Source organism: Micromonospora reichwaldensis (assembly GCF_031845925.1).
Taxonomy (GTDB): Bacteria; Actinomycetota; Actinomycetes; order Mycobacteriales; family Micromonosporaceae; genus Micromonospora; species Micromonospora reichwaldensis.
Genome location: NZ_JAVRFL010000003.1, coordinates 190,972 through 204,049, shown reverse-complemented (window position 1 = coordinate 204,049; position 13,078 = coordinate 190,972). Strand labels below are relative to the sequence as shown.

Annotated in this window: 12 protein-coding genes; 2 read left to right on the top strand and 10 right to left on the bottom strand. The window is 74.7% G+C overall.

What is annotated here, in order from left to right; genetic code table 11:
* Window positions 1-66: 66 nt before the first annotated feature.
* From RM555_RS03410 to RM555_RS03385, 6 genes are all read right to left on the bottom strand, one after another.
* Entirely contained in the window at window positions 67-273 is a 207-nt protein-coding gene (locus RM555_RS03410; RefSeq protein WP_121401347.1) for an MbtH family protein, read from the bottom strand.
* A complete protein-coding gene (sbnB, locus tag RM555_RS03405) occupies window positions 270-1,307 on the bottom strand; it encodes a 2,3-diaminopropionate biosynthesis protein SbnB (protein ID WP_311410393.1) in 1,038 nt (345 codons plus the stop codon). Before sbnB ends, RM555_RS03410 begins: the two co-directional genes overlap by 4 nt.
* Window positions 1,301-2,281, bottom strand: a complete 981-nt coding sequence (gene sbnA, locus RM555_RS03400) for a 2,3-diaminopropionate biosynthesis protein SbnA (RefSeq protein ID WP_132240746.1) — start codon at window positions 2,279-2,281, stop codon at window positions 1,301-1,303. The genes sbnB and sbnA overlap by 7 nt, the downstream gene beginning before the upstream one ends.
* Window positions 2,282-2,378: 97 nt before the next feature.
* A complete protein-coding gene (locus RM555_RS03395) occupies window positions 2,379-3,740 on the bottom strand; it encodes a condensation domain-containing protein (protein WP_311410392.1) in 1,362 nt (453 codons plus the stop codon).
* Window positions 3,737-3,976, bottom strand: a complete 240-nt coding sequence (locus RM555_RS03390; RefSeq protein ID WP_132240744.1) for an acyl carrier protein — start codon at window positions 3,974-3,976, stop codon at window positions 3,737-3,739. The genes RM555_RS03395 and RM555_RS03390 overlap by 4 nt, the downstream gene beginning before the upstream one ends.
* A 24-nt stretch (window positions 3,977-4,000) precedes the next feature.
* Window positions 4,001-4,957, bottom strand: a complete 957-nt coding sequence (locus tag RM555_RS03385) for a beta-ketoacyl-ACP synthase III (RefSeq protein ID WP_151456122.1) — start codon at window positions 4,955-4,957, stop codon at window positions 4,001-4,003.
* 179 nt (window positions 4,958-5,136) lie between these two features.
* Here RM555_RS03385 and RM555_RS03380 point away from each other — a divergent pair, with 179 nt between their 5' ends.
* The gene (locus tag RM555_RS03380; protein ID WP_311410391.1) at window positions 5,137-5,973 is read left to right on the top strand and encodes an SDR family NAD(P)-dependent oxidoreductase; all 837 of its coding nucleotides are present in this window, start codon (window positions 5,137-5,139) and stop codon (window positions 5,971-5,973) included.
* Here the strand turns inward: RM555_RS03380 and RM555_RS03375 are convergent.
* The 4 genes from RM555_RS03375 to RM555_RS03360 all read right to left on the bottom strand — a co-directional run bounded on the left by RM555_RS03375 (window position 5,945) and on the right by RM555_RS03360 (window position 9,534).
* Entirely contained in the window at window positions 5,945-6,691 is a 747-nt protein-coding gene (locus RM555_RS03375; protein WP_311410390.1) for an SDR family oxidoreductase, read from the bottom strand. The two genes, RM555_RS03380 and RM555_RS03375, sit on opposite strands and share 29 nt — an antisense overlap.
* Window positions 6,688-7,200, bottom strand: coding sequence for a 3-hydroxyacyl-ACP dehydratase FabZ family protein (locus RM555_RS03370; RefSeq protein WP_311410389.1), 513 nt, complete (start codon window positions 7,198-7,200; stop codon window positions 6,688-6,690). The genes RM555_RS03375 and RM555_RS03370 overlap by 4 nt, the downstream gene beginning before the upstream one ends.
* Window positions 7,197-7,571: a hotdog family protein gene (locus RM555_RS03365; protein ID WP_132240739.1), complete on the bottom strand. Its 375-nt coding sequence runs from the start codon at window positions 7,569-7,571 to the stop codon at window positions 7,197-7,199. The genes RM555_RS03370 and RM555_RS03365 overlap by 4 nt, the downstream gene beginning before the upstream one ends.
* Before the next feature lie 145 nt (window positions 7,572-7,716).
* Window positions 7,717-9,534, bottom strand: coding sequence for an AfsR/SARP family transcriptional regulator (locus tag RM555_RS03360; RefSeq protein WP_311410388.1), 1,818 nt, complete (start codon window positions 9,532-9,534; stop codon window positions 7,717-7,719).
* A 307-nt stretch (window positions 9,535-9,841) separates the two neighbouring features.
* Here RM555_RS03360 and RM555_RS03355 point away from each other — a divergent pair, with 307 nt between their 5' ends.
* Complete coding sequence (locus RM555_RS03355) at window positions 9,842-13,030, top strand: type 2 lanthipeptide synthetase LanM family protein (protein WP_311410387.1); 3,189 nt, start codon at window positions 9,842-9,844, stop codon at window positions 13,028-13,030.
* Window positions 13,031-13,078: the final 48 nt, after the last annotated feature.

Genomic DNA, 13,078 nt, shown 5'->3' with positions numbered 1-13,078 from the left:
CGGGGTGCTCCTCCGGGGTGGGGGGTCGATCGCGGACGGCCGGGGGTCACGCCTGCCGGGGGTCCGTCAGACGGACGCGCCGTCCATGCGCAGGCGCAGGCTCTTCGGCCGCATGTCGGTCCAGAGCTCGTTGATCCGGCTGAGGCACTCGTCGCGGGTGCCCTCGGTGCCCTCGGCCCGCCAGCCGGCCGGCAGCGCCCGGTCGCTCCACCAGATCGAGTACTGCTCCTCGTCGTTGAGCACCACCAGGTAGCTGCGGTCGTCGTCGCTCATGTTCTCTCCCTCGTGGGTCGCGCGGTCGCCACGGCGGCGGCCGGTACGGGTGTGAAGTCGTCGATCCGCACGCCGAGGCCCCGCTCGGCCGCCGTGCGGCGGACGTGGTCGGCCAGGGCGATGTCCAGCACGCCCAGCCCGAACGGCGAGACCACCACCGGCCCGGGGACGTCGGCGGCGGGCAGCGCCACACCGCCGGCGAGCCGGCCGATGGTGGTGTGGATGAAGGCCCGGCCGCCGGTGAGCTGCTCGGTAAGGTGCAGCGAGGTGCGCTCGCGGCACACGTGGTCGGGGTCGTCGACGACGTTGCGGGCCGACAGGATCGCCTCGGGGTGCAGGTCGCGCAGCGACAGGTGCAGCACCACGGTCCCCGGCTGGCAGGCGGTCAGCTCCAGGTGCGGTTCGCTGGCGGTGGTGGCGATCGAGACCAACCGGTGGGCGGCCAGGGCCTGCTCGGCGCTCGCCGCCACGCTGATCGTCGTGGCCGGCAGCAGGGCCGCCGCGCGGGCGGCGAACGCCTCGGCCCGGCGCGGGTCGGTGTCGTGCAGCACCAGCGAGGCCGGCGGGGTCAGGGCCACCGTCAGGAAGCGCAGCACCTGCTCGTTGATCAGCCCGCAGCCGATCAGCGCCAGGCCGTCCGGGCGGCGCTCGGCGGTCAGCAGCTGCGCGGCGAGGGCCGCGCCGGCCGCGGTGCGCCGGGCGGAGATGACCGATCCCTCGATCACCGCCTCGGGCTGGCCGGTCTCCAGCGAGTTCAGCACGATGGCGGCGCTGGCGCGGTCCAGGCCCCGCCCGATGTTCGCCGGGAACGAGGAGATCCACTTCATGCCGGCGGCCGGCGGATCGGCGCCCAGGTACGCGGGCAGCCCGATGATCCGGTTGCGGGCGTTGTCGGGGAAGCGCAGGAAGACCGAGTGCGGCACGCTGGTGCGGCCCTGCTCGTGCAGAAGGTACGCCTGCCGGACGAGGTCGATGACCCGGGCCTCGTCGCCGTCGAGCACGTCCCGAACCACGGCATGGCCGATGATCAGCATTTTTCGCCCTTCCACAGGTGGCTGACCTCGCCGAACTGTTCGGTCACCCAGCGATCGGAGTAGATGGTGTCGAGGTAGCGGTCGCCGTTGTCCGGGAAGATCAGGACGCTGGTGCTCCCGGCGGGCAGGTCCGCCATCCGGCGCCGCAGCGCGGCCACCGTCGCCCCGGAGGATCCGCCGGCGAGGATGGCCTCCCGGACCGCCAGCAACCGGCAGCCGACCACGCAGTCGAGGTCGGAGACGTGCAGCACCTCGTCCGGCCGGGCGTTGGCGGCCAGCGGCGGCACCACCGAGGCGCCGTGCCCGGGGATCAGCCGGGGCGCGGGCGGGTGGCCGAAGATCGCGCTGCCGACGGCGTCGACCGCGACGATCCGGGTGCGGTGGCCGTTCTCGCGCAGGTAGTCGGCGCAGCCGACCAGGGTGCCGCAGGTGCCGGTGGAGCAGAACAGGTAGTCGACCCGGCCGTCCAGCTCGGTCATGATCTCGGCCATGGTCTGCCGCTGGGCGCGGGCGTTGAGCGGGTTGGTGTACTGGTCCGGGCGGTACGCGCCGGGCACGGTCTCCACCAGCTCGCGCACCCGGCGGCGCCGGACCGCGAGATACTCGCCGGTCACCGGGTCGGGGTGCTCGATCATGTCGATCTCGGCCTGGTACGCGGCCAGCACCGCCAGGTTCTGCCGGGTGGTCTTCGGGTCCACCACGCAGATGAACCGAATCCCGAAGTACGCGCAGATCTGGGCCAGGCCGATGGCGAGGTTGCCGGAGCTGGACTCCACCACCACGGACCGTCCCGGCACCAGTTCGCCGGATTCGATCTTTCCGCGCAGCATGTTCAGCGCGGCCCGGTCCTTGATGCTCCCGCCCGGATTGAACTGTTCGAGTTTCGCGTACGCCCGGGCGGGAAATTCGGGAAACAACCGGTCCAGGCGCACCAGGGGCGTGTTGCCGACCGTGGAGAGAATTCCCTGATCCATTTCAACCCCCTCTCCGGGCTGACGGAAGGTCGCCCGCAACCGCCGTGCGGGCGCTGTGCGGCACCCGTCGACGACGGGCGCCGGATGACCGGGGTGCTCAGCTCATGCCGAGTTCGAGCAGCATCCGCTCGTCGATGTCGCCGGCCAGGCGGGCGTCGGCCACCGTCGCGGCCGGGTCGGCGCAGGCCGCGCCGAGCAGGGCCAGGTACTGGTCGAAGAGCCGCTCGACGGTGGCGCGGTCGAGCAGGTCCCGGTCGTAGTTGAACTCGGTACGCAGGGACAGGTCGGGCAGCTGGTGCACCGTCACGGCGAGGTCGAACTGCCCCTCGTCGTACGGCACCACCAGCTGGCGGACCCGGTGCCCGACGAAGCCGTTGCTGGTGTCGGACAGGGTGTCGCCGTGCTGCCGGGTGAGCAGCGTGATGGTGACCCGCACCAGCGGGTCCCGGTCCCGGCGGGCCGCCTGGACCAGGGGGAACGGGTAGGCGGCGCGTGCCACGCCCTCCGAGAGCTGGCGTCCCGCGGCGGCGATCGCCGTCGCGAAGGTGGTGCCCGGGGTGAACGACGACCGCAGCACGACCGGGTTCACCAGCATCCCGACGACCTCCCGCAACGCCCTCCCCCGCCGCAGCGAGACCGGGCAGCCGATGGTGAACTCGCCCTGTCCGGTGCACCGGTGCAGCAGCGCCTCGAAGACGCCGAGCAGCACCGTGAACGGGGTCACCGCCAGGGTGGCGGCCGTGGCGCGTACCTGCCGGGCGACGTCGTCCGGCAGCATCCGGGCCACGGACGCGCCCCGGTACGAGCGGGTGGCGGAGCGCGGCCGGTCGGTGGGCAGGGTGGCGGCGGTGGCGCCGGCGCAGGTACGGGCCCAGTGCTCGGCCAGCTCGGCGCGCCGGGGTCCGGCCAGCATGGCCTGCTCGCGGGCGACGAACTCGTCGTAGCTGGGCCGCGTCGGCCAGTCCACCGTGTCCCCGCCCCGACCCGCCCGGTACGCGTCGCCGAGGTCCCGCCAGATCAGATACTGGGAGAGCCCGTCGGTGGCGATGTGGTGGATGACCAGCACCAACGCGCAGTCCGTGCCCCGCCGCAGCAGCACCGCCCGCAGGGGGCCGTCCTGTTCGAGCCGGAGCGGCTGCTCGCCGACGGCGTGGATGAGCGCACGCAGGGCCTCGTCGTCCACGTCGCCGACGTCGCGGACCTCGATCGTGCCCGGGCCGACCGGGTCGACCAGCCGCACCGGTCCTGCCCCGGTCTCGGCGAACCGGGACCGGAGCAGGTCGTGCCGAGCCTGGACGGCGACGAGGGCGGCCCGCAGCACGTCGGTGTCGAGGACCGGCTCGGCGAGCACGGCCGTCACCACGTTGCTGGTCGAGCTCTCGGGCGCGAGTCGGTACAGCGCCCACTGCGCGGCCTGACCGACGGACAGCTCCCGGGCGTCCCCGTCGCCGGCGTTCACTTGGCGCCGAGCACGAAGTCGGTGAGGTCCCGGACGCGGACGAAGTTGCCGACCTCCTCGTCCGGCACCTCGATGTCGAAGTGCATCTCGGCGGCGCCGAGCAGGTCGACCAGCTTGAGCGAGTCGAGGCCGAGGTCCACGAAGGTGTCGTCGGCGGAGATCGGCCGGTCCGGCTCCTCGGTCATCAGCTTGCGGGTCAGCTGCTCGACGTCGGCGGCCACCTGGTCAACGGTCATGTCAGTGTCCTTTCGGGAGGGTGTTCAGGGCATCCGGACGATCTGGCCGGCGTAGGCGAGGCCGGCGCCGAAGCCGAGCAGCAGCGCCTTGTCGCCGGGCTTGGTACGGCCGCTCTCGTGCAGCCGGCTCAGCGCGAGCGGCACCGAGGCCGCCGAGGTGTTCCCCGTGTCGATCACGTCCCGGGCGACCTTCTCCTCGGGGATCTCCAGGATCTCGGCGAGCTGCTCGATGATCCGCAGGTTCGCCTGGTGCGGCACGAACCAGTCGATCTCCGACAGGTCGATCCCGGCGCGGGCGCAGGCCTCCCGGGCGACCGGGGGGATGTTCTTGGTGGACCACCGGTAGACCAGCGGCCCGTTCATCGAGGCGTACTCCTTGCCGTCCTTGGCCCACTTCGTGCCGAGGATCGGGGCCCGCCGGCCGTCGCTGCCCCACACCACGGGGCCGATACCCTCGGTCCCGGAGCGGGAGATCACCGCCGCGCCCGCGCCGTCGCCGAAGATGACGTACGTCGCCGGGTCCTCGGGGTCGATGAACTCGGTGAGGTGCTCGGCGCCGACGACCAGCACGTTGCGCGCCTCGCCGAGCCGGACCGCGTTGGACGCGACCGACACCGAGTACGCGAAGCCCGCGCAGGCGGCGTTCAGGTCGAACGCGCCGGTGGCGGGGATGCCGATCCGGTGGGCGACCTCCGGCGCGCCGCCCGGGATCCGGTCCCGCTTGGTGGCGGTGGCCAGGATGAGCAGGTCGACCTCGGAGGGGTCGACGTTCGCCATCGCCAGCGCCTTCGCGCCGGCCTCGGCCGACATCACCGGCACGGTCTCCCCGGGACCGGCGGCGTGCCGGGTCTTGATGCCCGTGCGCTCCTCGATCCACTCCGTGGTCACGTCCGTACGCAGTGCGATGTCCGGGTTGGTGACCACGCGGGTGGGCCGATAGGCGCCGAGCCCGGTGATCGCCGAACCGAAGATGCTCGACATCGTTCTCCCTTCGTCAACCCGGCCGGCAGCCGTGTCGAGGACTGCCGGGAGAAAGGCTCGGGCAGCCGCCTCATAGCTTCTCTACATATCGACGCGGCATAGGAATGCCATAGCCGGCGGCGGAAGTCTGCGCCGGGCACGGACCGCCGAGGCCCGAAGGCCGAGCGAGAAGGTCCAGGATGAGAGACTTCACTGACAGGGTGGCGGTGGTCACCGGCGCCGGCTCGGGCATCGGCCGCGCGCTCGCCGTCGAGCTGGCCGCCCGGGGCGCCCGGCTCGCCGTCTCCGACGTGGACGACGAGGGGCTGCGGGAGACCGTACGGCGCTGCGCGGGCCGCGACGGCCAGGTGCGCGGATACCGGTTGGACGTGTCGGACCGGGCCGCGGTGCTGGCGCACGCCGAGCGGGTCGAGGGCGACTTCGGCTGCGCCGACCTGGTCGTCAACAACGCCGGGGTGACCCTGCTCGCCTCGGTCTCCGACGGCACCTGGGAAGACCTCGAATGGGTCATGAACGTCGACTTCTGGGGAGTCGTGCACGGCACCCGGGCGTTCCTGCCGCTGCTGACGGCGTCGCGGGGTCACCTGGTCAACGTCTCCAGCGTGCTGGGGCTGGCCGGTGCGCCGATGCAGAGCGGGTACAACGCCGCCAAGTTCGCCGTCCGGGGCTTCACGGAGGCGGTGGCGCAGGAGCTGCGGGCCGACGGGGTGCCGGTCGGGGTGAGCTGCGTACATCCCGGCCGGATCAGGACGAACATCATGCGCAACGCCCGCAACGACGGGTTGCGCGACTACCAGGCGGTCCGGGAGCACTTCGAGCGTTCGGTGGACGTCACGGCGGAGCACGCCGCCCGCGCCATCCTGCGCGGGGTGGCCCGCAACCGGGCCCGGATCCTGGTCGGGGCGGACGCCTACCGCACCGAGATCCTGACCCGGCTGCTCGGACCGTGGTACCCGAGGCCGGCCGCCGGCCGGGGCCGGCGGCCGGTCACATCGACAGGCCGCCGTCCACGGTGACCACCTGACCGGTCAGGTAGGACGCCCGGGAGGAGAGCAGGAACGCCACCACGTCGGCGATCTCCTCGCTGCGCCCGAGCCGGCCCAGGGCCACCCGGTCCCGGGCGATCGCGCCCAGCTCGTCGGAGAGGGCGGCGATCATGTCCGTGTCGACGTAGCCGGGCGCCACCACGTTCGCCCGGATGTCGTACCGGCCGACCTCCTTGGCCAGCGCCTTGGTGAAGCCGATGATCCCGGCCTTGGAGGCGGAGTAGTTCGTCTGCATCGCGTTGCCGGCCACCCCGGACACCGAGGAGACCGTGACGATCGACCCCCTGCGCCGGCGCATCATCCGGCGGACCACCGCGCGGCAGACGTGGTAGGTGCCGTCGAGGTTCACCTCCATCACGGAGCGCCAGTCGGCGTCGGCCATCAGGGCCAGCGGCCGGTCCCGGATGATCCCCGCGACGGTGACCACCGCCTCGGGGTCGCCCAGCTCCCGCTCGGTGGTCGACACGAAGTTCCGCACCGCGGCGGGGTCGGCGACGTCGACCGCCAGCGCCAGCACGCGCCCGCCGTCGCGGGCCGCCTCCGCGACGACCTCGTCGGCGGCGTCCTTGCTGGACTGGTAGCACATGGCCACGTCGTAGCCGTCGCGGACCAGCCGCAGCACCACCGCCCGGCCGATCCCCCGGGAGCCGCCGGTGACCAGTGCGACGGGCCGCCCACCGGCGCTCACCGCGCCACCCCGGACGCCACCGGGGCCGGCCCGGCCGGCTGCGCGGGGGCCACCGGGTGGGGCTCCCGGGTCGCCGCGTCGAGGGACGCGCGCAGGGACTCCACCGACCGCATCGCACCGACCAGGCGGCCCACCCGCAGCACCACGGTGGACCCGACGACGCTCTCGCCGGTGACGAAGGCCGTGTCGGCGACCAGCCGGGTCATGGTGACGTGGTGCTCCACCGTCTCCCCCGGCAGCACCGGCCGGCCGAACCGGATGCGCTCGAAGACCCCGGCCACCGGCACGCCGTCGGTCAGCACGTCCGGCATCGGCCGGTCGTGCCGGATGAGCACGAGCGCCGCCTGCCCCCAGGACTCCAGCAGCAGCGACATCGGCAGCGGCCGGTCACCGGTGACGGTCAGCGAGCCCACCAGCCGCCGCCGGGGCACCAGCTCGGTGACCCGGTCGACCAGCAGCATCGGCGGCCGGTGCGGGATGATCCGCCTGATCTCCTCGATCCCCATCATGGTGCGCACTCCTCGCTCGCGTAGCGCAGCAGCACCTCGGCGACCGGCACTGCGGCTGCGGCGACCTCGCCCCGCCACAGGTCGCCGCTGCGGCGGATGGTCACGACGAGTTCGTCGTCGCCCCGGAAGGGCAGCAGGAACCGGCAGCTGACGATCTCGGCCAGCGTCAGCTCGGGGGCCGCGGCGCGGACCGCCCGGTGCACGAACTCGAAGATGTGGACCCCGGGCAGCAACGGAAATCCCGGGTAGTGGCCGGCGAAGACCGGATCGCCGAGGTCGGGGCGGATCCTGGCCACGATCGTGTCGGGTGCGACGTGCTCCACGTCGATGGGAACGGCCGTCGCGCAGTCGGCCGATGTCAGGGCGTTCACCAGGCCACCATGGGCTCGGCGGCTATATCTTCTCTACTGTCCCGGCCCGCCGCGCGCCCGGCGGCGCTGGTCACGGCGGGCAGGGGCGAGCGCCGGCCGCGCCCGGACCCCGGGCGCGGCCGAGAAGGTCGGTCCCGGCGTCGGATCAGTTCCCCACCGCGCTCAGCGCCCCGGCGCCCGCCACCAGCACCCGGTCGGCCTGGTCGGCCTTCTCCCGGGCGAAGACGCGCACGAGGTCGTGGAAGCGGAACCGCTGCCGCCGGCCGCCGTCGGACTCGACGATCTCCAGCAGCCGGGCGTCGACCAGGTTCTCCCCCACCTCCTCGCCGGCGTGCCGGGACACGCCCAGCACCTCGGCGGTGCACCAGCTGGGGAAGGCCGGCGTGCGCAACAGCGCCAGCCGGCGCAGGGCGAGCTGGCCCTGGTCGGCCAGCTGGTGGTAGCTGCTGTCCAGCCGTTCCCGGACGTCCATCGAGCCCAGCCGGAGCTCGTCCAGCCGGTACCGCTCGTCGGCGAGCCGGTCCGCCAGGTACCCGAGCGACCAGTGCGGGCGCGCCAGCAGCCGGGATCCGGCGACCCGGACGCCGAGCGAGAGCCGACCGCACAGCTCGACGATCCGGCCGGCCGCGTCGGCCTCCTCGGCGACCCGCTGCGCCCCGATGATCCGGCCGAGCAGCGCGAGCGCCTGCTCCCGGTCGAGGGTGCCGACCTCGATCGACGTGGCGCCGGCCAGCTCGGGCATGCGGAGCCGGCTGGTGACGATGACCTGACAGCCGGGGTCGCCGGGCAGCAGCGGGCTCACCTGCGCGTAGCCCGCGGTGCCGTCGAGCATGACCAGCAGCCGCCGGCCGGCGAGCTGGCTGCGGTAGAGCCGGACCCGCTCGTCGAGCCCCTTCGGGATCGCCGACTCGGCGTGGCCGAGACTGCGCAGGAACCAGCCGAGCACGTCGTACGGCTCGACGGCGTTGCCGCTCGCGCGGCCGAGGTCGGCGTAGAGCTGGCCGTCGGGGAAGGCGGTCCGGGTGAGGTGGGCCGCGTGCAGGGCGAGCGTGCTCTTGCCGACGCCGGCCATCCCGGTCACCACGGCGACCGGCGGGCAGGCCCTCGGCTCGGCGGTCAGCACCCGGAGCAGCCCGGTGAGCTCCTCCTCCCGGCCGGCGAAGTCACCGACGCCGGGCGGAAGCATCGCGGGCCGTACGCCGTGCCAGCTCGGCTCCGCGACGACCGCCGGGGCCGGCGGGCCGGCGAGGATCGACCGGTACGCCTCGGTGAGCAGCGGCCCCGGGTCGACGCCCAGTTCGTCGGCGAGCACCCGGCGGCCCTCGTGGTAGGCGGCCAGCGCGTCGGCCTGCCGGTCGCAGTGCAGCAGGGCGGTCATCAGGTGGCCCCGCAGCCCCTCGTGCAGCGGGTGCTCGGCGACGAGCTTGGTGATCTCGGGGACCAGCCGGACGTGGCGTCCCAGCCGCAGGTCGGCTTCGATGCGGCTCTCCAGGACCGCCATCCGCAGCTCCGCCATCCGGTGCGACTCGGCCGTCACGAGGTGCTCGGTCACGTTGGACAGCGCGGGGCCGCGCCACAGCGACATGGCGGCGTGCAGCCGTTCGGCGGCCTCGGCGTACCGCCCGTCGCGCAGTGCCTCCCGACCGGCCTCGGCCAGGCGCTCGAACTCGTCGAGGTCGAGCCGGGCCGCGCCGGTCCGGATCTGGTAGCCCGACCACTGCCGGACGATGTCCACCTCGGCGCCGAGGTACTTGCGCAGCCGCGAGACGTAGTTGTAGAGCTGGGCGGCGAAGGTGGCCGGCGGGCGCTCCCCCCAGAGCAGCTCGCACAGCCGGGTGTCCGGCACGGTACGCCCCACGGCGAGCAGCAACGCCGCGAGCACGGTGCGCTGCTTCGCCCCGTCCAGCGCCACCTCCGAGTCACCCTTCCAGGCCCCCACCGGCCCGAGTACCCGAAACTCCATCCTGGCTCCGATCATCGCGCCGCCCCGGGTAGAACAGTCGCCCGAAGACTCATCGGCGCGGGCAGCGTCCACATGCGTGGGCGGCACTCATTTTCCCGTCGACGTCACGCTGGCCATTCAATTGATCACCGATCGTGACTAGGATGGGGCGGGTCGCAGGTGGGGCGAGGCGCCGCCGCCGGCCCGGCCGGTCCCGTCGTCCGTGGACCCGCGCGGGTTCGCGCACACCGGCGTGGCCAGCAACGGGGCAGGAATGTGAGTAGTTTCCACTCATGAACTCCGCGCCCCGCTCTGGCACCGTGCAACGGTGACCTCGACTCCCCTGGCCGGCGCCACCGATAACGCCTGCTCCGGCGTACGGCTGGCCCCGCACTGGTGGGCCCCGGGGCTCGCGCTGCACGAACGCGCGCCGGGCGCGCCCGGCCGACGCTCCGCCGATGCCCCGCGCGACGCGGACGCCACGGACACCGCCGGCACCACGTGCGGCGCAGCCGGCACGGCTAGCCGCGGCCCCGACGGCATGGGCGGCACAGGCAGCACAGGCAGCGCGGACGGCGCCGGCCGGCGGCTGGCCCGGTGGCGGGACGGGCACGGGCCGGGCCTCGGGGCGCGGCTCGCCGAGGTCGGCCTCGACGAGGCGGGGCTGCACGACCTGCTGGCCGAGGACCGGGCCGCGCTCGCCGCCAGGACGACCCGCCCGGCGTGGGCGGAGACCGTCGAGGCGGCCCTGGCCGCCCCAGCCGCGCCGCGGCGGCCGGCCGAGGAGGCGGACTGGCGGGCCGCCCTCACGGCACCCCTGCGACCGTTCGTGGAAGTCGCCACCGACCGGTTCCTCGTCGGGGCCCGTCGGATCGCGACGGAGAAGACGGTGGACCTGGCCGCCCTGGCCGACCAGTTCACCGCCGCGCTGGGTCGCCGCCTGCTCGCCGTCGCGGCCCGCACGCTGGTCTCGGAGCTGCACCGACGCCGCGCGGCCGGTCGGCTCGCCGGCGCCGACGGCCGGGCCCGCTTCGCCGACTTCGTGGCCCAGCTCTGCGACCCCGCCGGGCTCGCCGAGCTGGTCGACCGCTATCCCGTGCTGGCCCGCCTGCTGGCGCAGGCCGGCACGGCGGCCGCCCGGTCCGGGCTCGAACTCCTGACCCGGTTCGTCGCCGACCGCGACGACCTGGTGGGCACCCTGCTCGGCGGCGACGACCCCGGTCCGCTGGTCGCGGTCGGCAGCAACCTGGGCGACGCCCACACCGGTGGCCGCACGACGAGCGTGCTGCGCTTCGCGGACGGCCGACGCGTCGTCTACAAGCCGCGCGACCTCGCCTCCCAGGTCCGCTTCACCGGGTTCGTCGACTGGCTGGAGCAGCGGGCGCCGGGGCTGGGGCTGCGCGGGGTCGCCGCCCTGACCCGACCGGGCTACGGCTGGTCGGAGTACGTCGACGCGACGGCGCTGCGCCACCCGGGGCAGGCGGACGGGTTCTACCGCCGGCAGGGCGCCCTGGTCGCGCTGCTGCACGCCCTGCACGCCACGGACATGCACTACGAGAACCTGATCGCCGCCGGCGACACACCGGTCGTGGTGGACACCGAGACGCTCTTCCACCCCGCGCTGGGCGAGCCGGTGGGCACCGGCGACCCGGCCGCGGACCTGCTGACCGCCTCGGTGCACCGGACCGGCCTGATACCGGTGATCGTCGTGGGCGACCAGGGGGCGATGGACCTGTCCGGCGTCGGCGGCGACCGGGGCGGGACCGCACCCGTCAGCGCGCTCGACTGGGCCGACCCGGGCACCGACCGGATGCGGCTGACCCGGCGGGCCGTCGACTTCGCCGGCGGCCGCAACCGACCCCGCGTCGGCGACGCCCTGGTCGATCCCGGTGCCCACGAGCCGGCGCTGCGCGAGGGGTTCCGGCAGGCGTACGAGACGATCCGGGCGCACCGCCGGGAGTTCACCGAACTCGTCGCGTCGTGCGCCGACGTCCCGGTACGGCTGGTCGCCCGGCCCACGTCGGCGTACCACACCCTGCTCACCGAGACCACCCACCCGGACGTGCTCGGTGACGCGCTGGAGCGGGACCGCGCGTTCGGCGTTCTCTGGTCCAGTGTGGCCGGGCACCCCTTCCTCGCCCAGTTCCCGCGGCACGAGGCCGCCGCGCTGTGGGCGGGCGACGTCCCGCTGTTCGAGGGCACCCCGGGCAGCCGGACCGTCCGCGTCGCCGGGGGCGGCGAGCCGCTGCCCGTGCCGCTGGCCCGGTGCGGGCTCGACGCGGCGCTGGGCAAGATCGCCGCGCTGGGCGAGGCCGACCGGCGGCACCAGGAGTGGATCGTCGCGGCGACGCTGGCGACCCGTCGCCCGGTCGACGGCCGGCACACCGGGGCGCCGACGTCCCGGCCGGTCGTGGACGCCGCCGCGTCGCCGGAGCGCCTGCTCGCCACGGCGTGCGCGCTGGCCGACGAGATCCAGGCCCGGAGCGTGACCGGCGCGGACCGGGTGAACTGGCTCGGCCTGGAGCTGGTCGACGACCGGCAGTGGCTCGTCCTGCCGATGGGGGCCGGGCTGGCGAACGGACACCTCGGGGTCGCCCTCTTCCTCGGCCAGCTCGCCGCGGTGACCGGCACCGCCCGTTACGCCGAGCTGGCCCACCGGGCCGTCGCCGGGGTGCCGGGGCTGTTCCAGCTGCTCGACGCGCGCCCGGACCTGGTCGCCGCGATCGGCCCCGGCGGGCTGTACGGCCTCGGCGGCATCGCCTACGGGCTCGCCCGGCTGTCCACCCTGCTCGCCGACCCCGGGCTCGCCGGGCAGGCCCGCGCGGCGGTCGATCTGGCCGCCGCCGCCAGCGCGGGCCCGGCGGCCGTGGCCTGGGCCGACGGCGGCGCGGGCTGTCTCGCCGCCATGGACGCGGTGCACGCCGAGCTGGACCACGCGCCGGCGGCGGCACTCGCCCGCAGCTGGGCCGACCGGCTCGTGGCCGCGATCGAGCGGGACGAGCTGCCGGCGGGGGTGGGCTTCGCCGACGGGGTGGCCGGCATCGGCTGGGCGCTGGGCCGCCACGCCCGCACCGGTGGCGCCCGGTACGCGCGGGCGGCCCGGCGCGCGCTGCGCCGGGCCGGCACCCCCGGCGGCGACGGGGCGGTGGGGTACGGCTGGTGTCGCGGCGCCGCCGGCCTGACGCTCGCCCACCACGCCCTCGCCCCGAACGGGGCGGTACGCCTGCTCACCGACCGTCCGCTGCTCGACGACCTCAGCCTCTGCCACGGCGAGCTGGGCGTCGCCGAGGCGACGGGTGTGCTCGACGGTGGCGCGGCCCGGCGACGTGCCGGCCGGATCCTGGACGCCGTCGACCGGTACGGGGCGTCCTGCGGAACCCCTGGCAACGTGCCCACCCCCGGTCTGCTCACCGGCCTCGCCGGCATCGGGTACGGGCTGCTCCGGCTCTCCGGGGCCGGGCCGGTGCCGTCGGTGCTGCTGCTGGAACCGACCCCTGAACCGCGCACCTCGGGTTGAGGTCCGCCGGGCGACCGACGACGATCTCCAGAGGAGCCGCCAGCTCTG

Excerpts from the sequence above, each read along its gene's own strand:
- RM555_RS03385 (WP_151456122.1), bottom strand. The coding sequence starts at position 4,957 with ATGTCGAGCATCTTCGGTTCGGCGATCACCGGGCTCGGCGCCTATCGG.
- sbnA (WP_132240746.1), bottom strand. The coding sequence starts at position 2,281 with ATGGATCAGGGAATTCTCTCCACGGTCGGCAACACGCCCCTGGTGCGC.
- RM555_RS03370 (WP_311410389.1), bottom strand. The coding sequence starts at position 7,200 with ATGATGGGGATCGAGGAGATCAGGCGGATCATCCCGCACCGGCCGCCG.
- RM555_RS03360 (WP_311410388.1), bottom strand. The coding sequence starts at position 9,534 with ATGGAGTTTCGGGTACTCGGGCCGGTGGGGGCCTGGAAGGGTGACTCG.
- sbnB (WP_311410393.1), bottom strand. The coding sequence starts at position 1,307 with ATGCTGATCATCGGCCATGCCGTGGTTCGGGACGTGCTCGACGGCGAC.
- RM555_RS03380 (WP_311410391.1), top strand. The coding sequence starts at position 5,137 with ATGAGAGACTTCACTGACAGGGTGGCGGTGGTCACCGGCGCCGGCTCG.
- RM555_RS03410 (WP_121401347.1), bottom strand. The coding sequence starts at position 273 with ATGAGCGACGACGACCGCAGCTACCTGGTGGTGCTCAACGACGAGGAG.
- RM555_RS03390 (WP_132240744.1), bottom strand. The coding sequence starts at position 3,976 with ATGACCGTTGACCAGGTGGCCGCCGACGTCGAGCAGCTGACCCGCAAG.